This is a genomic window from Pseudomonas capsici, from assembly GCF_017165765.1.
In the GTDB taxonomy this organism is placed as follows: Bacteria; Pseudomonadota; Gammaproteobacteria; order Pseudomonadales; family Pseudomonadaceae; genus Aquipseudomonas; species Aquipseudomonas capsici.
This window is the reverse complement of record NZ_JAFGZD010000009.1, coordinates 168,009-190,774: the sequence shown is the minus strand read 5'-3', so window position 1 is coordinate 190,774 and position 22,766 is coordinate 168,009. Positions and strand designations below refer to the sequence as shown.

At 57.7% G+C, this 22,766-nt stretch carries 16 protein-coding genes and 3 tRNA genes; 16 read left to right on the top strand and 3 right to left on the bottom strand.

What is annotated here, in order from left to right; all coding sequences use genetic code 11:
• Positions 1-210 precede the first annotated feature (210 nt).
• A complete protein-coding gene (locus JSY17_RS14900) occupies positions 211-2,076 on the bottom strand; it encodes a sigma-54-dependent Fis family transcriptional regulator (RefSeq protein WP_206402210.1) in 1,866 nt (621 codons plus the stop codon).
• 301 nt (positions 2,077-2,377) lie between these two features.
• On the opposite strand from JSY17_RS14900, the gene JSY17_RS14895 reads away from it, so the two are divergent.
• The 6 genes from JSY17_RS14895 to JSY17_RS14870 all read left to right on the top strand — a co-directional run bounded on the left by JSY17_RS14895 (position 2,378) and on the right by JSY17_RS14870 (position 8,383).
• The gene (locus tag JSY17_RS14895; protein WP_117184528.1) at positions 2,378-3,472 is read left to right on the top strand and encodes an ABC transporter ATP-binding protein; all 1,095 of its coding nucleotides are present in this window, start codon (positions 2,378-2,380) and stop codon (positions 3,470-3,472) included.
• Entirely contained in the window at positions 3,472-4,581 is a 1,110-nt protein-coding gene (locus tag JSY17_RS14890) for an ABC transporter ATP-binding protein (RefSeq protein ID WP_122371230.1), read from the top strand. The genes JSY17_RS14895 and JSY17_RS14890 overlap by 1 nt, the downstream gene beginning before the upstream one ends.
• Positions 4,578-5,441, top strand: a complete 864-nt coding sequence (locus JSY17_RS14885) for a carbohydrate ABC transporter permease (protein WP_117165300.1) — start codon at positions 4,578-4,580, stop codon at positions 5,439-5,441. Before JSY17_RS14890 ends, JSY17_RS14885 begins: the two co-directional genes overlap by 4 nt.
• A gap of 9 nt (positions 5,442-5,450) precedes the next feature.
• Positions 5,451-6,251 carry a carbohydrate ABC transporter permease gene (locus JSY17_RS14880; protein WP_117165301.1) on the top strand — a complete coding sequence of 267 codons (801 nt, stop codon included), beginning with the start codon at positions 5,451-5,453 and terminating at the stop codon, positions 6,249-6,251.
• A gap of 11 nt (positions 6,252-6,262) precedes the next feature.
• On the top strand, positions 6,263-6,535 hold the full coding sequence (locus JSY17_RS14875; protein WP_117184526.1) for a DUF2160 domain-containing protein: 273 nt from the start codon (positions 6,263-6,265) through the stop codon (positions 6,533-6,535).
• Positions 6,536-6,610: 75 nt separating this feature from the next.
• On the top strand, positions 6,611-8,383 hold the full coding sequence (locus JSY17_RS14870; RefSeq protein WP_117165303.1) for an ABC transporter substrate-binding protein: 1,773 nt from the start codon (positions 6,611-6,613) through the stop codon (positions 8,381-8,383).
• 60 nt (positions 8,384-8,443) lie between these two features.
• Here JSY17_RS14870 and folD read toward each other — a convergent pair whose 3' ends face one another.
• Positions 8,444-9,298, bottom strand: a complete 855-nt coding sequence (folD, locus tag JSY17_RS14865) for a bifunctional methylenetetrahydrofolate dehydrogenase/methenyltetrahydrofolate cyclohydrolase FolD (protein ID WP_117165304.1) — start codon at positions 9,296-9,298, stop codon at positions 8,444-8,446.
• Positions 9,299-9,597: 299 nt separating this feature from the next.
• Between folD and JSY17_RS14860 the strand changes: the two genes are divergently transcribed.
• The 9 genes from JSY17_RS14860 (at position 9,598) to JSY17_RS14820 (ending at position 19,003) form a co-directional block, all read left to right on the top strand.
• Positions 9,598-9,674, top strand: a tRNA-Arg gene (locus tag JSY17_RS14860).
• A 53-nt stretch (positions 9,675-9,727) separates the two neighbouring features.
• Positions 9,728-9,803 (top strand) — tRNA-His (locus JSY17_RS14855).
• Between the two features lie 63 nt (positions 9,804-9,866).
• Positions 9,867-9,951, top strand: a tRNA-Leu gene (locus JSY17_RS14850).
• 371 nt (positions 9,952-10,322) lie between these two features.
• On the top strand, positions 10,323-11,633 hold the full coding sequence (tig, locus tag JSY17_RS14845; RefSeq protein ID WP_117165305.1) for a trigger factor: 1,311 nt from the start codon (positions 10,323-10,325) through the stop codon (positions 11,631-11,633).
• A gap of 91 nt (positions 11,634-11,724) precedes the next feature.
• Entirely contained in the window at positions 11,725-12,366 is a 642-nt protein-coding gene (gene clpP / locus JSY17_RS14840) for an ATP-dependent Clp endopeptidase proteolytic subunit ClpP (protein WP_025259223.1), read from the top strand.
• Between the two features lie 106 nt (positions 12,367-12,472).
• Positions 12,473-13,756, top strand: coding sequence for an ATP-dependent Clp protease ATP-binding subunit ClpX (gene clpX, locus JSY17_RS14835; RefSeq protein ID WP_025259224.1), 1,284 nt, complete (start codon positions 12,473-12,475; stop codon positions 13,754-13,756).
• Between the two features lie 345 nt (positions 13,757-14,101).
• The gene (gene lon / locus JSY17_RS14830; RefSeq protein WP_117165307.1) at positions 14,102-16,498 is read left to right on the top strand and encodes an endopeptidase La; all 2,397 of its coding nucleotides are present in this window, start codon (positions 14,102-14,104) and stop codon (positions 16,496-16,498) included.
• 146 nt (positions 16,499-16,644) lie between these two features.
• Positions 16,645-16,917 (top strand): HU family DNA-binding protein, encoded by a 273-nt coding sequence (locus JSY17_RS14825; RefSeq protein ID WP_002552737.1) that lies wholly within the window; start codon positions 16,645-16,647, stop codon positions 16,915-16,917.
• Positions 16,918-17,119: 202 nt separating this feature from the next.
• Positions 17,120-19,003, top strand: a complete 1,884-nt coding sequence (locus JSY17_RS14820) for a SurA N-terminal domain-containing protein (protein ID WP_200979268.1) — start codon at positions 17,120-17,122, stop codon at positions 19,001-19,003.
• 100 nt (positions 19,004-19,103) lie between these two features.
• Here the strand turns inward: JSY17_RS14820 and JSY17_RS14815 are convergent, their stop codons facing one another.
• Entirely contained in the window at positions 19,104-20,654 is a 1,551-nt protein-coding gene (locus tag JSY17_RS14815; RefSeq protein WP_206402209.1) for a sensor histidine kinase, read from the bottom strand.
• 295 nt (positions 20,655-20,949) lie between these two features.
• On the opposite strand from JSY17_RS14815, the gene JSY17_RS14810 reads away from it, so the two are divergent.
• A complete protein-coding gene (locus JSY17_RS14810) occupies positions 20,950-22,680 on the top strand; it encodes a type III effector HrpK domain-containing protein (protein ID WP_201013197.1) in 1,731 nt (576 codons plus the stop codon).
• The last annotated feature ends 86 nt before the right edge of the window (positions 22,681-22,766 follow it).

Below are 22,766 nucleotides of genomic sequence, written 5' to 3'. Positions count from 1 at the left end.
GGGGCCGAACCGGAGCCCATGGTTTCCCCCCTTTGCCGAAACAAAGGGGGCCGCCGTAAAGGCGGAACCGGTAGAACAGCACATACCGGTAATCGATATGTCCACCGGAGCTCGTTTACCCCACAAAAAATGCTTTTTAATTTATGACCTTGTGTCTTGTTTGATGAGAGGCAGCTTGCTGCCTCCCACATGATGATCTGCAATGCAGATTCATTCACGAATCTCCCGCAACCGCTTGTAAAGCGTATTGCGGCTGACCCCCAGCCGCTTGGCCAACAATGAAATATTGCCCCCCGCCGCCTGCAGCAGGTGGTTCAGGTCGTCCGCGCACGGGAAGCTCCCTCTTATCGGCAGGGCTGTCACCGACTCGTCTCTTTCCTCATCCATCTGCGCATCCAGAAAGAAATCTTCCGGCAAGTGTTCGAAGGTAATCCTTTGCTCGTCCGCCAGCGCCAGGGCCACCTGAATCACGCTGTTGAGCTGACGAAGATTACCCGGCCACGGATGATGCTCGAACAGCTCCAGAACCTCGCTGGAGAAGCCCGCTCTCTGGTGAGGCTCGCGATGCCGTTCCCAGATCCGCTGGACCAGCGCCCGTTTGTCGGTGCGTTCGCGCAGGGGCGGCAACTCTATGTTCAGTCCGCTGATCCGGTAATACAGGTCCTGACGGAAATGCCCCGTCTGTACGCGCTCGCGCAGGCTGTGGTTGGTGGCCGAAATCAGACGGATATCCACCGGATACAGCTCGCTGCTGCCTAGCGGCTGGACGCAACGCTCCTGCAGCACTCGCAACAGGCGCGCTTGCACCGGCATCGGCATGTCGCCGATTTCATCGAGAAACAGGGTGCCTTTATCGGCCTTGCGGATCAGGCCGATGCTGCCTTTCTGGTGGGCACCGGTAAAGGCGCCTCTGGCGTAGCCAAACAGTTCCGACTCCACCAGTTCGGCAGGAATCGCCGCGCAGTTGACGGCAATCATGGGCTGGCTGGCACGAGAACTGGCCAGGTGCAGGGCTTTGACGAACACTTCCTTGCCGACCCCGGTTTCACCGTGGATCAACAACGGGATGTTCTTTTCCAGCAGCCGTTGGGCCTGGCGGACCGCTTTTTCGACTTTGGCATCGCCCAGATCGATGGCGTTGAGGTCGAGTGTCGCTTGGGTTGTCGGCGGTTGTTCAGGTCGTACCGGCTGCAATACCGGCTGCAAGAGCTGGATCGGTTTGCGCCGTGGGCGTTTGAGCAGGCACTGGAAGCGGTTATTGCCAAAGGCATGCAGCGCGAAAGGGCGTGCTTCGGTTTCACTGAGCAGTTGCAGGATCGGGCATTTGAACAGGTCTTCGATACTGACACCGGTCAGCCTGGCGCCCAGCAGATTATCGGCTCGTCGATTGGCGCAGAGGATTCTGCCGCTTTCGTCGAAAATCAGCAGGCCCGCCCATTGGCTGTCCAGGTTGTTCAGGCCGGTATTGAAGATCAGCTGGAAGTGCGTGTCGCGAAACTGGTCGAGAATCAGCCGGTTTTCCACCGACTGACTCATCATCTTCACCATGCCCAGGGTGTGGGAGGGCGGCAGGAAGCTGTCACTGGAAACGTCGAGTATCGCAATCATGCGCCGGTCGGCATTGAAGATCGGCGAGGCCGAGCCTGTCATGAAACGATTGGCCTTGAGAAAGTGTTCGTCGGGCTCGATATGCACCGCCTGCTCGCAGGCCAGCGCCGTGCCGATGGCGTTGGTCCCCGCGCCGCGCTCGCTCCAGCTTGCCCCGGCCATGAAGCCCTGGGTCTGTGAAACATCGATGAAACGCTGGGTCCCCCATGACTTGAGCAGTTGGCCATGATTGTCGGCCAGCAGGATCAGGCAGTTGGAGTTGCTGAGGATGTTTTCATAGACCGGCAGCACTTCCTGGTGGGTGGTCTGCACCAGAGCGTTGTGGCGTTCCAGCAGTTGTGAAACCTGCGCGCCCGGCAGTTCGCCGAACGAGGGGCGCGACTGATGACTGAGACCGAAGTCCCGGCAACGCGTCCATGAATCCTGAATGATGATGTCGTGAGCAAGTGATGCGCTGGAATTGGCCATGAGCATGGATCCTGCGAGTGCCTTGTTGTTTTTTTTTTAGGTCCTGCATGGAGCGTCCGTGCCCGAAGCGTTCATCCAGTTTCGTTCACTGCTGTTCAAAGTCAATGTTCAATTTGTTCAGGTGTTCAGCTTTTTTTTGTTCATTTTTGTTCAGCTCTGAAGATGCTCCGCCGGTGCGATGAATGCCGGGCGCTCTAGCTCGGGGCTTTCAGAAAAATGCAGCGATCTGGCACGAATATCGCTCTATGTAACCTGTATTGAGCTGCACCCCTCGACAAGAAAAAATAACAAAGGGCACGCCATGTCACTTACGTTGGAACACGTCAGTCGCGCAGTCGATGGCCAGATATGGATCGACGACGCATCCCTGAGTTTTGAACCCGGGTCTTTCAATGTGTTGCTGGGTCGCACGCTGTCCGGCAAGACCAGTCTGATGCGTCTGATGGCTGGTCTGGACAGGCCCGACACGGGGCGTGTTCTGATGAACGGGGTCGATGTCACCCGGCGACCGGTACGCCAGCGCAATGTGTCGATGGTCTATCAGCAGTTCATCAATTACCCCAGCATGACCGTCTTCGAGAATATCGCTTCGCCACTGCGGCAGGCGGGTATGTCCAAAGAGATGATCCAGGAGCGCGTGCTGGAAACCGCGAAGATGCTGCGCATCGAAAAGTTTCTCCAGCGCTATCCTCTGGAGCTGTCCGGCGGGCAGCAGCAGCGTACGGCCATGGCCAGAGCGCTGGTCAAGGATGCCGAGCTGATCCTGTTCGATGAGCCGCTGGTCAACCTTGACTACAAGCTGCGCGAAGAACTGCGTCAGGAAATGCGCGAACTGTTCGCGGCGCGCCATACCATCGCCATTTATGCCACGACCGAGCCCAACGAAGCGCTGGCCCTGGGTGGCACGACCACCATTCTGCACGAAGGGCGAGTGGTGCAGACCGGCAAGGCCGCCGAGGTCTATCAGAGGCCAAGCACCGTGCTGGCGGCTGAGCTGTTCTCCGAGCCGCCCATCAACCTGATGCCCGGTCGTATCGAAGGCAATGAAGTCAGCTTCGCCAACTTTGTGCATTTCCCCCTCAATGCCGACCTGCGCAGGATCGGTGACGGTGAATACCGTTTCGGGGTGCGGCCCAGCCACTTGAGTCTGGTGCCTTCCAACGATGACGATCTGGAGCTGGCGGTAACCGTCGAACTGGCGGAAATCAGCGGTTCCGAAACCTTTCTGCATGTGCGCAACGAGCTTTTTGCCCTGGTGCTGCACTTGCCCGGCGTGCATGGCTATGACGTCGATGCCGCGATCCGGGTCTATATCCCGACCCACAAACTCTTTGTGTTCGATCAGCAGGGGCACCTGATTCAGGCGCCCGGTCTGCGCATGTCGAGGGTTGCCTGATGGCCGAGATCCGTTTGCAGAACCTGGCCCACAGTTACAGCGCCAATCCGGGGCCGGACGATTACGCCATCCGGGAAATGACCCATATCTGGGAGCAGGGTGGTGCCTATGCGTTGCTCGGGCCTTCGGGGTGTGGCAAGTCGACCTTGCTCAATATCATTTCCGGCTTGCTGAGCCCGTCTCAGGGGCAGGTGCTGTTCGACTCCAAAGAGGTCAATGACCTGAGCCCCGAGCGGCGCAACATCGCTCAGGTTTTCCAGTTTCCCGTGGTCTACGACACCATGACCGTGTTCGATAATCTGGCCTTTCCGCTGCGCAATCAGGGGTTGGACGAGAACAGGGTTCAGGCCAAGGTGCAGGAAATCGCCGAAGTCCTGGATTTGCAGCTTTTGCTGAAAAAGAAGGCGCGCAACCTGACGGCCGACGAAAAGCAGAAGGTTTCCATGGGGCGCGGCCTGGTTCGTGACGATGTCTCGGCCATTCTGTTCGATGAGCCGCTGACGGTGATCGACCCGCATCTTAAGTGGAAGCTGCGCCGCAAGCTCAAGCAGATCCACGAGCAGTTCAACATCACCATGGTCTATGTCACCCACGATCAACTGGAAGCCTCGACCTTTGCCGACAAGATCGCGGTGATGTACGGCGGGCAGATCGTGCAGTTCGGTACGCCGCGCGAGCTGTTCGAGAAGCCGCGACACACCTTTGTCGGCTACTTCATCGGCAGTCCGGGCATGAACCTGATCGAGGTCCGGCCGCAGGGCGACGGTGTGGTGTTTGGCGATGTGCATGTGCCGCTCTCCGGTCCCTTGCAGCAGTTGATTGCCCACACGCCGTTCAGCAGTCTGAAGATCGGCATCCGGCCCGAGTTCATTCATGTCTGGGACGGCCCCTACGAAGAGGCGATGTGTGCCGACGTTGTACATGTGGCGGACCTTGGTACCTACAAGATCGTGACCCTTTCTCTGGCCGGGCAAACCCTGAAGGTGCGCCTGCCTGAAGACAAGCCTGTGCCGCAAGGCCAGGCCTGGATCAGTTTCCCGGCGCAATGGCTGATGTTGTACGCCGATGATTTCTTGCTTGAGTCCGGTCCTGAGCGGGGTGCGCCATGAACAAGGTTCATAACAACAAGGCCTGGTGGCTGGTATTGCCGGTTTTCCTGCTGGTGGCCTTCAGTGCCATTGTGCCGATGATGACCGTGGTCAATTACTCGGTGCAGGACATCTTCGATCAGACCAACCGCTATTTCGTGGGGGCCGACTGGTATCGCCAGGTTCTGCAGGATCCGCGTCTGCATGACTCGCTGCTGCGTCAGTTCATTTACTCGGGCTGCGTGCTGCTGATTGAAATCCCGCTGGGCATCGCCATCGCCCTGACCATGCCCACCAAGGGGCGCTGGTCGACGCTGTGCCTGATCGTGATGACCATACCGTTGCTGATCCCCTGGAACGTGGTAGGCACCATCTGGCAGATCTTTGGCCGTGCCGATATCGGTCTGCTGGGCTGGAGCCTCAATCAGTTGGGCATCAGCTACAACTATGCGGCCAACACCATGGATGCCTGGGTGACGGTACTGGTCATGGACGTCTGGCACTGGACGTCACTGGTCGCGCTGCTGTGTTACTCGGGGCTGCGAGCGATTCCGGACGTGTACTACCAGGCGGCACGCATCGATCGGGCATCGAGCTGGGCCGTGTTCCGGCATATCCAGTTGCCGAAGATGAAGAGTGTGCTGCTGATCGCGGTGATGCTGCGCTTCATGGACAGCTTCATGATCTATACCGAGCCGTTTGTCCTTACCGGCGGCGGGCCGGGCAATGCCACGACTTTCCTGAGCCAGACCCTGACGCAAATGGCTATCGGCCAGTTCGACCTTGGCCCGGCTGCCGCGTTCTCGCTGGTGTACTTCCTGATCATCCTGCTGGTTTCGTGGCTGTTCTATACCGCCATGACCCATAGCGACAAGAACTGAGGATCGGCCATGAATGCACGCAAGGCTGTGCCGTTATTGATCTACATCCTGTTCCTGCTGGTGCCGATCTACTGGTTGCTGAACATGTCGTTCAAGAGCAACACCGAGATTCTCGGTGGCCTGACGCTCTGGCCGCAGGATTTCACTCTGGCCAATTACCGGGTGATCTTCACCGACCCCAGCTGGTACAGCGGTTATATCAACTCGCTGTATTACGTTTGCCTGAACACCGTCATTTCCCTGGCTGTGGCATTGCCGGCGGCTTATGCCTTCTCGCGCTACCGCTTTCTGGGCGACAAGCATCTGTTCTTCTGGTTGCTGACCAATCGCATGGCGCCACCGGCCGTATTCCTGCTGCCGTTCTTCCAGCTCTATTCCTCGATTGGCCTGTTCGACACCCACATTGCCGTGGCGCTGGCCCACTGCCTGTTCAACGTGCCGCTGGCAGTCTGGATTCTGGAAGGCTTCATGTCGGGCGTACCCAAGGAAATCGACGAGACAGCCTATATCGACGGCTATAGTTTCCCTCGCTTCTTCGTGAAGATCTTCGTACCGCTGATTGGCTCCGGCATCGGCGTGACGGCGTTCTTCTGCTTCATGTTTTCCTGGGTGGAACTGCTGCTGGCGCGCACTCTGACGTCGGTCAACGCCAAGCCCATCGCGGCAGTCATGACGCGAACCGTATCGGCTTCGGGGATCGACTGGGGCGTGCTGGCGGCGGCAGGGGTACTGACTATTCTGCCAGGCATGCTGGTGATCTGGTTCGTTCGCAATCACGTGGTCAAGGGCTTTGCCCTGGGCCGGGTCTGAGGAGTCGAGATATGGAGTGGATGGCCTGGACTTCACTGACGGCGGGTTTCTTCGGCGTCATTGCTTTAATGCTGGTGGGCATGACGGTTTGGGAACTGAGTTCGCCCTGTGTCGAGCGGCGCGGTTTCCTGCCGATCGAAACCAGTCGTGGGGATCGTCTGTTTATCGGACTGCTGGCAAGTGCCTATCTGCACTTGCTGGTCATTGGCGTGACGGACTGGAGCATCTGGATCGCCTCGCTGGTATCGCTGGTGTGGTTGTTTGTCGTAATGCGTTGGGGGTAGCCGAGTAACTGTTTCATGCCGGGACTGTCCGGGAGGCGGCAACGTGCCCCGGGTAATAATCATCTGGAGGTGTCTATGTTCTACAAAAACAACAAGCTGAGACATAGCGTGGCGCTGGCTTCGATGCTGGCATGCAGTGGATTGAGCGTGACGGCGTGGGCGGATGCCTATCAAGACGCCGCGAAAAAATGGATCGGCTCCGAATTCAAGCCTTCGACCCTGACCCCCGAGCAGCAATTGGCGGAGCTGGAATGGTTCATCAAAGCGGCTGAACCGTTTCGGGGAATGGAAATCAAGGTGGTCTCGGAAACCCTGACCACTCACGAATATGAGTCCAAGACCCTGGCCAAGGCGTTTACCGAAATCACCGGGATCAAGCTCACCCATGACCTGGTGCAGGAAGGGGATGTGATCGAGAAGATCCAGACCCAGATGCAGTCCGACAAGAACATCTATGACGGCTGGGTCAACGATTCGGATCTGATCGGCACCCACTTCCGCTACGGCAAGGCGCAATCGCTGACCGAGCTGATGGCCAGCGATGCCGGTAAAAAGGTGACTTCTCCGACCCTGGACCTGAAAGACTTTATCGGCCTGTCTTTCACGACTGCGCCGGACGGCAAGGTCTATCAACTGCCTGACCAGCAGTTCGCAAACCTTTACTGGTTCCGCGCCGACTGGTTCGAGCGTGCTGACCTGAAAGAGAAGTTCAAGGCCAAGTACGGCTATGAACTGGGTGTACCGGTCAACTGGTCCGCCTACGAAGACATTGCCAAGTTCTTCAGCGAAGACGTCAAGGAAATCGACGGCAAACGCATTTATGGTCATATGGACTACGGCAAGAAAGACCCGTCCCTGGGCTGGCGCTTCACCGATGCCTGGTTCTCCATGGCCGGTGGTGGCGACAAGGGCCTGCCGAACGGTCTGCCAGTGGATGAGTGGGGGATTCGTGTAGAAAACTGCCGTCCGGTGGGTTCCAGCATCACGCGTGGTGGCGACACCAACGGCCCGGCTGCGGTATTCGCGACTCAGAAATACATCGACTGGCTCAAGGCCTATGCTCCGCCGGAAGCGGCAGGCATGACTTTCTCCGAGTCCGGCCCGGTTCCCTCTCAGGGCAACGTTGCGCAGCAGATCTTCTGGTACACCGCCTTTACTGCGGACATGACCAAGCCCGGTCTGCCGGTGATGAATGCCGATGGCACGCCCAAGTGGCGCATGGCTCCGTCGCCCAAGGGGCCGTACTGGAAAGACGGCATGAAACTGGGCTATCAGGATGTGGGATCATGGACCTTCCTGTACTCGACGCCCGAGAAGCAGCGGCTGGCAGCCTGGCTGTACGCGCAGTTCGTGACTTCGAAAACCGTTTCCCTGAAGAAAACCATCGTGGGCCTGACGCCGATTCGTGAGTCGGACATCAACTCCAGGGAAATGACCGAGCTGGCACCCAAACTGGGTGGTCTGGTGGAGTTCTATCGCAGCCCGGCCCGTGTGCAATGGTCGCCAACCGGCACCAACGTCCCGGATTACCCGAAACTGGCGCAACTGTGGTGGAGTCACGTAGCCGAAGCGGTGACCGGCGAGAAAACCGCACAGCAGGCTCTGGACGGGCTGGCCAAGGATCAGGACTCGATCCTGATGCGTCTTGAGCGCTCCAAGGCTCAGGAGAAGAGCGGTTGTGCGCCGAAGCTGAACCCCGAAACCACGGCGGAAGAGTGGTACAAGAAGGGCGAGGCGACTCCGGATGGCTGGGCTGCGCCGCAGCGCAAGCTGGCCAACGAGAAGCCGAAAGGCGAGACAGTGGCGTACTCCGAACTGCTCAAGAGCTGGGAGGCGGCACGCAAGTAATAGGTGACAGAAATGAAAAACGGCACCTCATGAGGTGCCGTTTTTCATTGGGGGGAACACTCAGCCGTGCAGGGTTTCTGCGGCGTACAGGGTGTTTTCCAGCAGGCAGGCACGAGTCATCGGGCCAACGCCACCCGGTACCGGAGTGATCCAGCCGGCGCGGGGCAGGGCGGTTTCGTACACCACGTCACCGACCAGCTTGCCGTCTTCCTGGCGGTTGATGCCCACGTCGATGACGATGGCGCCGGGCTTGATCCACTCGCCCTTGACCAGGCCGGGTTTGCCGGCAGCGACCACTACCAGATCGGCGCGGCCGACATGGCCTGCCAGGTCCTTGGTGAAGCGGTGGGTCACGGTGACGGTGCAGCCGCCGAGCAGCAGTTCCATCGCCATCGGGCGGCCGACGATATTGGAAGCGCCGACAACCACTGCGTCCAGCCCGTACAGATCGACACCGGTGCTTTCCAGCAGGGTCATGATCCCTTTCGGGGTGCACGGACGCAGCAGCGGAATACGCTGGGCCAGACGGCCGACGTTATAAGGATGGAAACCGTCGACGTCCTTGTCCGGGCGAATTCTCTCCAGCAGCAGGGAGGCGTCCAGATGTGCAGGCAATGGCAGTTGCAGCAGGATGCCATCGACATCGGCGTCTTCATTGAGACGGTCGATCAGCTCGGTCAGCGCAACCTGTGTGGTCTCGGCGGGCAAGTCATAGGCTCGGGAAATGAAGCCGACTTCCTCGCAGTCCTTGCGCTTGTGAGAGACATAAACCTGGGAGGCGGGGTCGCTGCCCACCAGAATCACCGCGAGGCCTGGCGTGCGCAGGCCTTGCTCGCGACGTTCGGCGACACGTTTGGCGATCTGCTGGCGCAGGCTGGCGGCGATCGCTTTGCCGTCGATAAGTTGTGCAGTCATGACGCGTGATTAACCATCGAGAGGGAAAAAATGAGCGCGCATTCTCGCATGACATGGCGCAAGGGCAAAGGCGCTTGGTCTGTATATTCAGCTAACTCCTTTATCTGACTGAATTTTTTTCAAAAAAGAGTTGACGACCCCGGGGGGCGTCTATAAGATTCGTCGCACTTGCCGGGCAGCACCCAGCACCGCTTAACAAGCAGGCGCCGGTTGATGTAAGTCAGGTGGGGTTGAAATTCAACTCGACGTGATTGAAAGCCTTCTGATTTGTAATCGATTCAAGAATGCAAATTATATAAGTGCCCGTAGCTCAGCTGGATAGAGCATCCGCCTTCTAAGCGGATGGTCGCAGGTTCGAGTCCTGCCGGGTGCGCCATTTAATGGCGGCTTTGGCACGGTAGGTAAGTTGTAAGAGTTGCATGCAATATGGTGGGCGTAGCTCAGTTGGTAGAGCACAGGATTGTGACTCCTGTTGTCGTGGGTTCGATCCCCATCGTCCACCCCATATTCGGAGAGGCGCCAGATTTATTACATATAAACTGGCGCCTTTGCTTTAAAAGCTTGTAATGCGGATGTGGTGGAATTGGTAGACACACTGGATTTAGGTTCCAGCGCCGCAAGGTGTGAGAGTTCGAGTCTCTCCGTCCGCACCAAGATATAAATAGTGGGGTTCGTGGAACGTTCACTATGAAAGAAGCCGCCTAGTGCGGCTTTTTTTGTTTCAGCGTGTTGGTTTTATCGTCTCGCTGGTCGGTTGGCAGGTTGCCGCCGGTCGAGCGGGGCGCGCTACGTGGATGGAATCGGTAGCGGTCCGGTGCACGTGCTTCCTTTATATAGCCCGTGCCAGACGCGTTGCCGGTGCTCTGAAGACCTTGTTGTCTTTGCTCGCCAGCAGTCCGATTCCATCCTCTTAAATCTGCCCTTTTTCAGTAGGGTGACTTCTTGAGTTTGACCCACTAGAATGCATGCCCTTGATTCTGGGGTCGGAAATGGCCGGCTAACGTCTGTGCAACGAGGAATATCCATGCAAGTTTCTGTTGAAAATACTTCCGCTCTTGAGCGCCGCATGACCATTGGCGTGCCTGCCGAACGCATCGAGACTGAAGTCAACAAGCGTCTGCAGCAGACCGCACGTAAAGCCAAGATCCCGGGCTTCCGCCCTGGCAAAGTGCCTATGAGCGTGATCCGTCAGCGTTATGAGGATGGCGCACGTCAGGAAGCGCTGGGCGATCTGATTCAGGCTACCTTCTACGAAGCCGTAGTCGAGCAGAAGCTGAACCCGGCTGGTGCACCTGCTGTAGAGCCAAAGTCCTTCGAGAAAGGCAAGGACCTGGAATACATCGCTACTTTCGAAGTGTTCCCTGAGTTCACCGTCGCAGGTTTCGAGTCCATCTCCGTCGAGCGTCTGTCCGCTGACGTGGCTGACAGCGACCTGGACAACATGCTGGAAATCCTGCGCAAGCAGAACGTTCGTTTTGAACTGACCGAGCGTGCTGCGCAGAACGAAGACCAGCTGAACATCGATTTCGTTGGCAAGGTCGACGGCGAAGCCTTCGCTGGCGGTTCTGCCACTGGCACCCAGCTGGTTCTGGGTTCCGGCCGCATGATCCCTGGTTTCGAAGATGGTCTGGTGGGTGCCAAGGCCGGTGAAGAGCGCGTTCTGAACGTCACCTTCCCCGAGGACTACCAGAACCTGGAACTGGCTGGCAAAGCTGCCGAGTTCACCGTGACCGTCAACAGCGTTTCCGAGCCAAAACTGCCTGAGCTGAACGAAGAGTTCTTCAAGCAGTTCGGCATCAAGGAAACCGGTATCGACGGTTTCCGCGCCGAAGTTCGCAAGAACATGGAGCGTGAACTGCGTCAGGCCATCAAGTCCAAGGTCAAGAACCAGGTCATGGACGGTCTGCTGGCTGCCAACCCGATCGAAGTTCCAAAAGCCCTGCTGGAAAACGAAGTCAACCGTCTGCGCGTCCAGGCTGTTCAACAGTTCGGCGGCAACATCAAGCCTGACCAGTTGCCGGCAGAGCTGTTCGAAGAGCAAGCCAAGCGTCGCGTCGAGCTGGGCCTGATCGTTGCTGAAGTGGTCAAGCAGTTCGAACTCAAGCCAGACGACGCTCGCGTTCGTGATCTGATCCAGGAAATGGCTTCTGCCTACCAGGAGCCAGAGCAGGTTGTCGCCTGGTACTACAAGAACGAGCAGCAAATGAACGAAGTACGTTCTGTTGTGCTTGAAGAGCAAGTTGTAGATACTGTTTTGCAGAAAGCTAGCGTGACCGACAAATCGGTCTCCTACGAAGAAGCGGTCAAGCCGGTAGAAGCTCCAAAAGCCGACTGATTTCTCCTTTCGTTCGAAAACACCCACAAGCCAGCCTTCGCGCTGGCTTGTGCGTATTCAAGACTCGACTATTTGGGAGTGAATGCAGGACATGTCCCGCAATTCTTATATTCAGCAGAACTCTGACATCCAGGCCGCTGGCGGCCTGGTCCCGATGGTTATCGAGCAGTCCGCCCGTGGCGAACGCGCCTATGACATCTACTCGCGCCTTCTCAAGGAGCGTGTAATCTTTATGGTTGGTCCGGTAGAGGACTACATGGCCAACCTTATTGCGGCGCAACTGCTGTTCCTTGAAGCGGAAAACCCGGACAAGGATATCCATCTCTACATCAACTCGCCGGGCGGTTCGGTGACTGCGGGCATGTCGATCTACGACACCATGCAGTTCATCAAGCCGGACGTATCGACCATCTGTATCGGTCAGGCCTGCAGCATGGGTGCTTTCCTGCTGGCTGGCGGTGCCGAGGGCAAGCGTCATTGCCTGCCCAACTCGCGGATGATGATTCACCAGCCGTTGGGCGGTTTCCAGGGGCAGGCGTCGGATATCGACATCCATGCCAAGGAAATCCTGCACATTCGTCATCGCCTGAACTCGCTGCTGGCCCACCACACCGGCCAAAGCCTTGAAACCATTGAGCGCGACACCGAGCGCGACAACTTCATGAGCGCTGATCGCGCGGCGGAATACGGCCTGATCGACTCAGTGATCAACAAACGTCAAATGCCTGCCTAAGTGACTCAAAATGTGGGTGGTTGGGCCAACCGACCACCTGCGGACTTGAAAAAGCCCGCAATAGCCTTCATCTTGTGTTGCAAGCCTACCGGATTGGATCGATCGAATGACTGACACCCGCAACGGCGAGGACAACGGCAAACTGCTCTATTGCTCCTTCTGTGGCAAAAGCCAGCATGAAGTGCGCAAATTGATTGCCGGCCCCTCGGTCTTTATCTGCGACGAGTGCGTCGACCTGTGCAATGACATCATCCGCGAGGAGGTGCAGGAAGCACAGGCAGAAAGCAGCGCGCATAAATTGCCTTCGCCTAAAGAAATCAGCGGCATCCTTGATCAGTATGTAATTGGTCAGGAGCGTGCCAAAAAGGTTCTCGCAGTAGCGGTGTACAACCACTACAAGCGCCTGAACCAGCGCGACAAGAAAAACGATGATGTTGAACTCGGCAAAAGCAACATCCTGCTGATCGGCCCTACAGGCTCCGGCAAGACCCTGCTCGCCGAAACACTGGCGCGCCTGCTCAATGTGCCGTTCACCATCGCCGATGCCACGACCCTGACCGAAGCCGGTTATGTTGGTGAGGACGTGGAAAACATCATTCAGAAGCTGTTGCAGAAATGCGATTACGATGTGGAAAAGGCCCAGATGGGTATTGTCTATATCGACGAAATCGACAAGATTTCCCGCAAATCCGACAACCCTTCGATTACCCGGGACGTTTCCGGTGAAGGCGTGCAGCAGGCCCTGCTGAAGCTGATCGAGGGCACTGTGGCTTCCGTTCCTCCTCAGGGCGGACGCAAGCACCCACAGCAGGAATTCCTGCAGGTGGACACCCGCAACATCCTGTTTATCTGCGGTGGTGCTTTCTCGGGTCTGGAAAAAGTCATCCAGAACCGTTCGACCCGTGGCGGCATCGGCTTCAACGCCGAAGTACGCAGCAAGGAAGAAGGCAAGAAGGTTGGCGAGTCCCTGCGTGAAGTCGAGCCTGACGATCTGGTCAAGTTCGGTCTGATCCCCGAGTTCGTAGGCCGTCTGCCAGTGCTGGCGACACTGGACGAGCTGGATGAGGCTGCGCTGATGCAGATCCTCACCGAGCCGAAAAACGCCCTTACCAAGCAGTATGCCAAGCTGTTCGAGATGGAAGGTGTGGACCTCGAGTTCCGTACCGATGCGCTGAAATCGGTTGCTCGTCGTGCGCTGGAGCGCAAGACCGGTGCCCGTGGCCTGCGCTCCATCCTGGAAGGCGTATTGCTCGACACCATGTATGAAATCCCGTCGCAGACCGACGTGAGCAAGGTGGTGATCGACGAGAGCGTTATCGATGGTTCGTCCAAGCCGCTGCTGATCTACGAAAACAGCGAGCCGCCTGCCAAGGTTGCTCCTGACGCGTAAAGCGCAGCAAGAGACGTACAGAAGGGGGCCTGCGGGCCTCCTTTTGCATTTCAGGATCGGTGCTTTCTGCATCTTCAGGGAACGATTTCCCTCGGCAAGCCACTAGTATCCTGTCCAGAAAGTCATATGGCTCTTTTGACAGCCTCTGTAACCGCCTGATTGTGCTGTCATTGTTCGTGTTTATCGAATGTGGCGTCCCGTCCGGTTGTCGTGCTCATGCGTCAAAAAGAGAGCGTATTCTGAAAACAGGTTACTAAAGCTTGTTTTTTTTGGACGCTACCCCCATCTTGACTTCAAGCTACTTCCACCTGTCCACGGCCAATTGGCCGCCGTAGAGGCGAAATCATGAAGACCACAATCGAATTGCCTCTCTTGCCATTGCGTGATGTTGTGGTTTATCCGCACATGGTTATCCCGCTGTTCGTGGGGCGCGAGAAGTCTATCGAAGCTCTAGAAGCAGCGATGACCGGAGACAAGCAGATCCTTTTGCTGGCGCAAAGAAACCCGGCTGATGACGATCCTGACGAGAAGGCCCTTTATAGCGTAGGCACCATTGCAACCGTGTTGCAGTTGCTCAAATTGCCTGACGGTACCGTCAAGGTACTGGTCGAAGGCGAGCAACGTGGTTCTGTAGAGCGTTTCATCGAAGTCGAAGGTCACTGCCGCGCAGAAGTCGCGCTGATCGATGAGACCGAAGCGCCGGATCGTGAATCCGAAGTTTTCGTACGCAGCCTGCTGTCGCAGTTCGAACAGTATGTGCAGCTCGGCAAGAAAGTCCCTGCCGAAGTCCTGTCATCGCTCAACAGCATCGATGAGCCCGGTCGCCTGGTAGACACCATGGCGGCGCATATGGCGCTGAAAATCGAGCAGAAGCAGGAAATCCTCGAAATCATCGACCTGCCGGCCCGTGTCGAGCATGTACTGGCCTTGCTGGATGCCGAAATCGACCTGTTGCAGGTTGAAAAGCGCATTCGTGGTCGCGTCAAGAAGCAGATGGAGCGCAGCCAGCGCGAGTACTACCTGAATGAGCAGATGAAGGCCATTCAGAAAGAACTGGGCGATGGCGATGAAGGCCACAACGAAATCGAAGAGCTGAAAAAGCGCATCGAAGCCGCTGGCTTGCCGAAAGATGCTCTGGCCAAGGCGACTGCCGAGCTGAACAAGCTCAAGCAAATGTCCCCGATGTCGGCTGAAGCCACTGTGGTGCGCTCCTACATCGACTGGCTGGTTCAGGTGCCGTGGAAGGCGCAGAGCAAGGTTCGCCTCGATCTGGGGCGCGCTGAAGCCATTCTCGACTCCGACCACTACGGTCTGGAAGAGGTCAAGGAACGCATCCTTGAATACCTCGCCGTGCAGAAGCGCGTGAAGAAAATTCGCGGGCCTGTGCTGTGCCTCGTCGGGCCGCCGGGTGTGGGTAAAACCTCCCTGGCCGAGTCCATCGCCAGCGCGACCAACCGCAAGTTCGTGCGCATGGCCCTGGGTGGCGTGCGTGACGAGGCCGAGATTCGTGGTCATCGCCGCACTTACATCGGGTCGATGCCAGGTCGCCTGATCCAGAAAATGACCAAGGTTGGCGTGCGCAACCCGCTGTTCCTGCTCGATGAAATCGACAAGATGGGCAGTGACATGCGCGGCGACCCGGCGTCGGCACTGCTTGAGGTGCTGGACCCCGAGCAGAACCACAACTTCAACGACCACTACCTGGAAGTTGATTACGACCTCTCGGATGTGATGTTCCTGTGCACCTCGAACTCGATGAATATCCCGCCAGCGCTGCTGGACCGGATGGAAGTCATCCGTCTGCCGGGCTACACCGAGGACGAGAAGGTCAACATTGCCGTCAAGTACCTCTCGCCAAAACAGATTCAGGCCAACGGGCTGAAAAAAGGCGAAATCGAGTTCGACGACGATGCGATCCGCGACATCATCCGCTACTACACCCGTGAAGCGGGCGTGCGCGGGCTTGAGCGCCAGATTGCCAAGGTCTGCCGCAAGGCGGTCAAAGAGCATGCGCTGGAAAAACGTTTTGCAATTCGTGTCACGGCCGAGATGCTCGAACACTTCCTGGGCGTGCGCAAATTCCGCTACGGTCTGGCCGAGCAGCAGGATCAGATCGGTCAGGTCACCGGTCTTGCCTGGACTCAGGTCGGTGGCGAGTTGCTGACCATCGAGGCGGCCGTCGTGCCGGGCAAGGGGCAACTGATCAAGACCGGTTCGCTGGGCGATGTCATGGTCGAATCGATCACCGCGGCGCAGACCGTCGTGCGCAGCCGGGCCAGGAGCCTGGGCATTGCGCTGGACTTCCATGAGAAGCACGACACTCACATTCACATGCCGGAAGGGGCGACTCCGAAGGATGGCCCTAGCGCTGGCATAGGCATGTGCACGGCCCTGGTGTCGGCCCTGACGCAGATTCCGGTACGTGCCGATGTGGCCATGACCGGTGAAATTACCCTTCGCGGGCAGGTGCTGGCGATTGGTGGTCTTAAGGAAAAACTTCTGGCGGCGCATCGCGGTGGAATCAAAACCGTGATCATCCCGGAAGAGAATGTGCGCGATTTGAAGGAAATTCCTGACAATATCAAGCAGGATTTGCAGATCAAGCCCGTTAAATGGATTGACGAAGTCCTGCAAATTGCGCTGCAATACGCGCCGGAGCCCTTGCCGGATGTGGCTCCCGATATTGTTGCAAAGGATGAAAAACGCGAGTCTGACTCTAAGGAAAGAATTAGCACGCATTAAGTCTGTGTGGGCTTCCTTGACAGCTTTTTAAGGCCCTTGTTATAAAGCGGCTCTTTAAAGCAAGTACCTGCAAGCCCACCAGTGCTCGTTTTGCTTACCACCAAAAACTTAGAAACATACTCAATATAGAGATAAGGGGACTTAGAGTGAACAAGTCGGAACTGATTGATGCTATCGCTGCATCTGCTGATATCCCGAAAGCTGCTGCTGGCCGTGCGCTGGATGCAGTGATCGAATCCGTCACTGGCGCTCTGAAGGCTGGCGACTCTGTTGTTCTGGTTGGCTTTGGTACTTTCTCCGTTACAGATCGTCCTGCTCGTATCGGTCGCAACCCACAGACTGGTAAGACGCTGGAAATCGCTGCTGCTAAAAAACCAGGTTTCAAAGCCGGTAAAGCCCTGAAAGAAGCGGTCAACTAAGCCTCTTCAAGCCTTTGCCCGCCGGTTCGGAGTCAATCCGGGCCGGTAGCGGAGCGGTGGTGCAGCCGGTTGCAACGCCGGGTTCGAGCCCTTCCGCTTCGTCAGTTACGAGAAGGCGCATCCTCGGATGCGCCTTTCTTCTATCCGCTTTCTACCCACGCTCTGCGGTTGGTTAGCCGGTTCAACCGTTTTGGGGGACGCAATGCTGCAGAATATCAGGGACAATTCACAAGGCTGGATTGCCAAGACAATTATCGGGATCATCATCGCGTTGATGGCCCTGACGGGCATCGAGGCCATGTTCACCGCCAGTGGCAACAGGCAGAACGCTGCCGAGGTCAACGGTGAAGAGGTGTCTCAGAACGAACTGAGCCAGGCCGTCGACATGCAACGTCGCCAACTGGCTCAGCAGCTGACTCAACAGCTGGGCAAGGATTTCGATCCTGCGATGCTGGACGAGAAGCTGCTGCGTGAATCGGCGCTCAAGGGCCTGATCGATCGCAAGCTGCTGCTGCAAGGCGCAGCCGATGCCAAGTTCGCCTTTTCCGAGGCCGCGCTGGATCAGCAACTGCTGATGACGCCTGAATTCCAGGTGGACGGCAAGTTCAACGCCGACCGTTTTGATCAGGTCATCCGCCAGCTGGGCTACAGCCGGATGCAGTTCCGCCAGTTGCTGGGCCAGGAAATGCTCATCGGTCAGGTTCGCGCCGGTATCGCTGGCAGTGCCTTCGTGACCGATAAAGAGGTCGAGGCTTTTGCCCGTCTGGAAAAACAGACCCGCGATTTTGCCAGTCTGACCCTGCCGGTCGATCTGGCGGCCGCGAAAGTGACCGATGACGAAGTCAAGGCTCACTACGACCAGCACGCCAAGGAGTTCATGAGCCCTGAGCAGGTTGTGCTCGATTACATCGAGTTGAAGAAGTCGTCCTTCTTCGACAAGGTGCAGGTCAAGGACGAAGACCTTCAGGCTGCGTACCAGAAGGAAATCGCCAATCTGGCCGAGCAGCGCCGTGCTGCGCACATCCTGATCGAAGTCAACGACAAGCTCAATGACACCCAGGCCAAGGCCAGACTGGAAGAAATCCAGCAGCGTCTGGCCAAGGGCGAGAGTTTTGCCGCGCTGGCCAAGGAGTTCTCGCAGGACCCGGGTTCGGCGAGCAAGGGTGGCGATCTGGGCTATGCCGGCAAGGGTGTCTACGATCCGGCCTTTGAAGAGGCGCTGTATGCCTTGAACAAGGATCAGGTTTCGCAACCGGTGCGTACAGACTTCGGCTGGCACCTCATCAAGCTGCTGGGCGTTGAAGCACCTTCGGTGCCGAGCTTTGCCAGCCTGAAAGAGAAGCTGACCCATGATCTGAAGGCTCAGCAGGTCGAGCAGAAGTTTGTCGAAGTGACCAAACAACTGGAAGACTCGGCTTTCGAATCCTCCGATCTGACTCAGCCGGCTCAGGACCTGGGCCTCAAGGTTCAGACGACCGCGCCGTTCGGTCGTGAAGGCGGCGAAGGCCTGACAGCCAATCGTGCCGTGATCCAGGCCGCATTCAGCCCGGAAGTCCTCGAAGAAGGTTCCAACAGCAACACGCTGGAGCTGGACCCGGAGACTGTCGTGGTAGTGCGCTCCAGGGAGCACCTGCAACCCAAGCAGTTGCCGCTTGAAAGCGTCGCGGGCTCCATTCGTGCCCAGTTGCTCAAGGAGCACGCCAGTGCGGCAGCCAAGGCCAAGGGCGAAGCCCTCCTGGCGGGTCTGCGCGATGGCAAGATTCCTTTGGCTGCCAAGCAGGACGGTCATGCCTGGACAGTACTGGAAGCGGCCAGCCGCAGCCAGGACAGCGTCGATCCACAAGTGCTGCAAACGGTGTTCCGCATGCCCAAGCCGACTGGCAAGGACAAGCCGGAGTTTGCCAGCCTGACCGCAGCAGACGGCAGTTTCGTGATTGTGCGCCTCAATGGCGTGAATCAGGCAGCAGCGCCAAGCGATGCGGAAAAAACGCAATACCGTCGTTTCCTGGCTTCGCGTGCCGGTCAGCAGGATTTCGCTGCCTACCGCTCCGAGCTGGAAAGCAAGGCGAAGATCGAGCGCTTCTAAGCGCTGTCCGAGTCACCAGAACGCCCGGCCCATAGACCGGGCGTTCTGCTTTCTGTGGTTCGCGATTTTCTGTTCGGAAGGTCTATGCAACTTGCAGAAGCTAGAGCTTGAAGCGCACGCGTATGCTGCTGAACTCGGTTGAAGGATCGACGCTGATCGCCTGGTTACCGTAACCCGAATAGCTCTTGACCAGCCGCATTCCCAAGCCGGTCCCGCTGGGTTTCGGGTAGGACTCCGGGAAACCGTCCCCTTCATCGGTCACTACAATCGCAGCGTCCTGTTCGTCGCTCGTCACCTTGACAGTGATCTTGCCCCGACCGTATTTCAGCGCATTGGTGACCAGTTCCGAAACCACCAGTCCCAATGGGGCCATCCTTTCCGAGGGCAGCAGGAAAGCGTCTGCCTCCAGTTCGATTTCACGCCCCTCGAAGACGTTACCGATATCAGCAAGCAATGCGCTCAGATACTGAGGAGCGCTCACGTTATCGGACTCGGCCTCCTGGTAGAGTCGTTCGTGCACGCTTGCAATGGTCAGGACCCGATTGGCCGCCGTTTGCAGTTGAATCCTGACCGCGTCCTCGACAGCGAGATTGGCTTGCAGCAGCAAGAGGGTATTGACCAGTTGCAGGCTGTTTTTGACCCGGTGATGGATCTCCTCCAGGTGCAGGTCGCTTTCAGTGAGCTTTGTATTTTGCGCATCAACCAGGGCGGCGAGCCTGACTTCCTGATCGTGGCGTTCCGTGATATCCCGAGAGACAGCAATGATCTTGTCGATCTGGCCTTGCCTGTCGAAAATGGGCGCTGCAGTCACATCCCACCACCTTGGCTCACCCTTGGCGGTTGGGCAGAACGACTCGAATCGAACCGACTCACCCGCCACGACCCTGCCAATGGCATCTTCGATCAGGTGTCTGGAGCTTTCAGGCCATAGCTCTGCCCAGAGCTGACCCGTGATCATGTCCAGGCTGTCGAGCTGCATCCGGCATAACCCTGCCTCGTTGAAAAACTCGACATGGCCCTCGCGGGAGAGAATCTTCACGCAGTCGGGACTGGCATTGAGAACGCTTTCCGAATAGGCCTGAGTACTCCCAGCCTCCAGCTTGACTGTGAGCCGCTCAACCGCCATGGAGATGATGTTGGCCAGTCCTTCCAGAAATACGATATCGCTCTCGATGAAGTCGTCGCCGTCACGGCTGTCGACCTCAAGTATTCCGTAAGTCGCCGCCGTTCCTCGCACCGGTACGTTGATTGCTCGTTCGATCCCGTAATCCCTGAGCAGGGCAGGGGTGCGAAATCTCATTTCCTGGCCCAGATGATTCGATATCACTGGCCGGTTGGTTGTAAAGGCGTAGCCCGCCGGACTTGCCTCATCTGCCCCGACCGTGGCCGTTCCGATATCGGAGGACTTCCAGCCTACGCCATGAGAAAGGAGAAACAGCGGTTCGTCAGGAACCGGCAGGAGCACCTTTGCGAACTGAGTGTTCATGCCCGTGGCGGCGGTCATGCAGGCCTGGGTCAGGAGCTCATCGAGATCGGTCAGTTTCAGCGACTTGACGCCAAACCCGACGACCAGCTCATGCTGTCTGCGTAATCGGGTATGTGAAATCTGCAGAGCAGCACGAACAATTTCGTCGGGGGACAAGTCGGGCATTATGAAGCATCCAGCGTGAGCGATTGATGAGGTTGATGACACAGCAGTGAAAAGTCGCTCTCGCTCAGAGCCGCACATGGCTTGATCGGAGAAATCGCGTCGCAATTTACACGCATAACTGTACAAGTAGTAGCCGCCCCTCTGTATCACCGACCAAATGCGGCTTGGGTCTGTGTTCAAGGTCATTACCCCCAGACAAGCGCATTCTTTTTCGCATTGATGGAACCGTTTCTGCGCGCCTGCCACTCAGTCGAGCATGTAGATCCTTGTTTTGTGCCCGAGGGAGAGAAAACGCATGAGCGATCCCATTTCAAGTACCGGTCGTGGCCCCAGTGGTTTTGGGAGCTTTCCGGTTCCGGAAAACCTGACCGAAGTCCCCTTTACCTTGACCTCGGGCGAATTTCACACATCTGCCGGTGGCCCTGGCAGTGTCGAATACGGTCAGGCCGGCACGACAAGAACTGCATCGCCATCCCCTCAGGCTGCCGAAGATTCGATTCTCCAGCGCTTGCTGCGCGCCTTGAGCAGTCAGCTGTCGGGTAAGGCCCAGCCGCCTGTACGGGAAAATCATCAGTACCTCGATGACTCGAAATACAGCTCGCCGGAAGAACTGTCCAAATGGGACGGTCTGCTGGGCGATATACCTGCCTCCAGGCGTGAGCAGGCGGCCAAGGAGCTGAATCGCCCGATTGCTGCCGCCCGAATGATTGCCGCCAATGACCCGGATGCAGACAAGGCATGGGCCTTTCTGGATGAGAACCCGACCCTGAAAACCGCCATGGACACCGCGCAGGGCGGCAAGGCGGACGGCAAGATCACCCGCAAGGATGCCAAGACTTTCGCCAAGAACATGGAGAAGCAGGTCGACAAGGGGACTGACAGCCTGAATGACTTTCGCAAGGACAACCCGGATGCCGATGCACAATCGGTACAACTGGTTCGTTCCGCTGCCGTGCTGCTGGCTCATGAGCCCATAACCGAAGCCGGTGATCCGTCCAATGCCCAGGGTGTGGAAGGGCAGACCAAGGTCAATGGGCGAACCACCATTGCCGGGCTGGAGTCGGTGAGCAACAAGAATCCGGGTCTTTCCAGTGTGCTGCAGGATTCTGCCGCGACCTGGGCGCAACCGGGCATGTTCGAGATGATGGACCAGGGCAACATGCGCGGCAAAAAGCTGGCCATGCGTGCTCCTGATGGCGTGATGGTCAAAAAGGACATCAGTACCTGGATCAAGCACAAGGCGCCTGCCAATGAGGACGACTTTTCACGAGTTCTTTCGGATGCCGCGACAATCGGTGCGGTTTCCAAGGTGGATATCAGCCAGTTGAATGGTGATGTCTTTACCAACCCGCAGGCCTACAGCGGCGAGCAGAAAGCGGCCGTGCTGGTCGAGTTGCAGCAGATTTCCGAGCAGGTGGTCGCCGGGCGTTCGATTCGCAACACCTCGGCTACCGAGACGGCGCTGAGCGAAAAGATCACCCAGTTGCAGAACGATCCGTCCGTGCAGGCCTTTCTGGGCAGGAACACTGACCGGCAGGCAGAGCTGATCATCAACAGCGACCCGGCTCTGGCGCAGGCCGTGAATGAAACCACCCGCAAGGCAGCACCGGGTACCACTGGAATAAATGGCACATTGATCCCGGGCGGTAGCGGAAAGGATACCAACCAGGCGAAGGACGACGCGAAACTGGCGGCCAACACGGCTCAGCGAGTGTTGGGTTTTGGCGACAATGTGGATATCGGCAGGACTGCTGGCAAGGTCGGAATAGGGCTGGGCGGGCGTATCGCCGGTGCGGTTGCCGGGCGCGTGGTGGGTGCGGTGGCCGGTCAGGCGGCGGGCGCTGCTGCGGCTTCGGCGGTCGGTGCGGCGGCGGGGCCGGTGGGCTGGGTGGTCAGTGGCGCGATGAGTATCGGCCTGGGCATCTCGGAAATCGTCAACGCGGTGAAGGAGCGCAAGGAGCGCAAGGCATTCAGCCGTACGGTCAACCCGGTACTGGAGCAGTTCGGCATTCCCAAGCCGAAATGATCACAAGAGCAACAGCAAAAAATCCGGATCCCTGGCGGGCGTCCGGATTTTTTGTTTTCAGGACTGACGCCATGGCGCCCGTCCTG

Coding starts and splice junctions, on each gene's coding strand:
- JSY17_RS14875 (WP_117184526.1), top strand. CDS start 6,263: ATGGAGTGGATGGCCTGGACTTCACTGACGGCGGGTTTCTTCGGCGTC.
- JSY17_RS14870 (WP_117165303.1), top strand. CDS start 6,611: ATGTTCTACAAAAACAACAAGCTGAGACATAGCGTGGCGCTGGCTTCG.
- JSY17_RS14880 (WP_117165301.1), top strand. CDS start 5,451: ATGAATGCACGCAAGGCTGTGCCGTTATTGATCTACATCCTGTTCCTG.
- JSY17_RS14885 (WP_117165300.1), top strand. CDS start 4,578: ATGAACAAGGTTCATAACAACAAGGCCTGGTGGCTGGTATTGCCGGTT.
- folD (WP_117165304.1), bottom strand. CDS start 9,298: ATGACTGCACAACTTATCGACGGCAAAGCGATCGCCGCCAGCCTGCGC.
- JSY17_RS14900 (WP_206402210.1), bottom strand. CDS start 2,076: ATGGCCAATTCCAGCGCATCACTTGCTCACGACATCATCATTCAGGAT.
- tig (WP_117165305.1), top strand. CDS start 10,323: ATGCAAGTTTCTGTTGAAAATACTTCCGCTCTTGAGCGCCGCATGACC.
- JSY17_RS14815 (WP_206402209.1), bottom strand. CDS start 20,654: ATGCCCGACTTGTCCCCCGACGAAATTGTTCGTGCTGCTCTGCAGATT.
- JSY17_RS14890 (WP_122371230.1), top strand. CDS start 3,472: ATGGCCGAGATCCGTTTGCAGAACCTGGCCCACAGTTACAGCGCCAAT.
- clpP (WP_025259223.1), top strand. CDS start 11,725: ATGTCCCGCAATTCTTATATTCAGCAGAACTCTGACATCCAGGCCGCT.
- clpX (WP_025259224.1), top strand. CDS start 12,473: ATGACTGACACCCGCAACGGCGAGGACAACGGCAAACTGCTCTATTGC.
- lon (WP_117165307.1), top strand. CDS start 14,102: ATGAAGACCACAATCGAATTGCCTCTCTTGCCATTGCGTGATGTTGTG.
- JSY17_RS14810 (WP_201013197.1), top strand. CDS start 20,950: ATGAGCGATCCCATTTCAAGTACCGGTCGTGGCCCCAGTGGTTTTGGG.
- JSY17_RS14895 (WP_117184528.1), top strand. CDS start 2,378: ATGTCACTTACGTTGGAACACGTCAGTCGCGCAGTCGATGGCCAGATA.
- JSY17_RS14820 (WP_200979268.1), top strand. CDS start 17,120: ATGCTGCAGAATATCAGGGACAATTCACAAGGCTGGATTGCCAAGACA.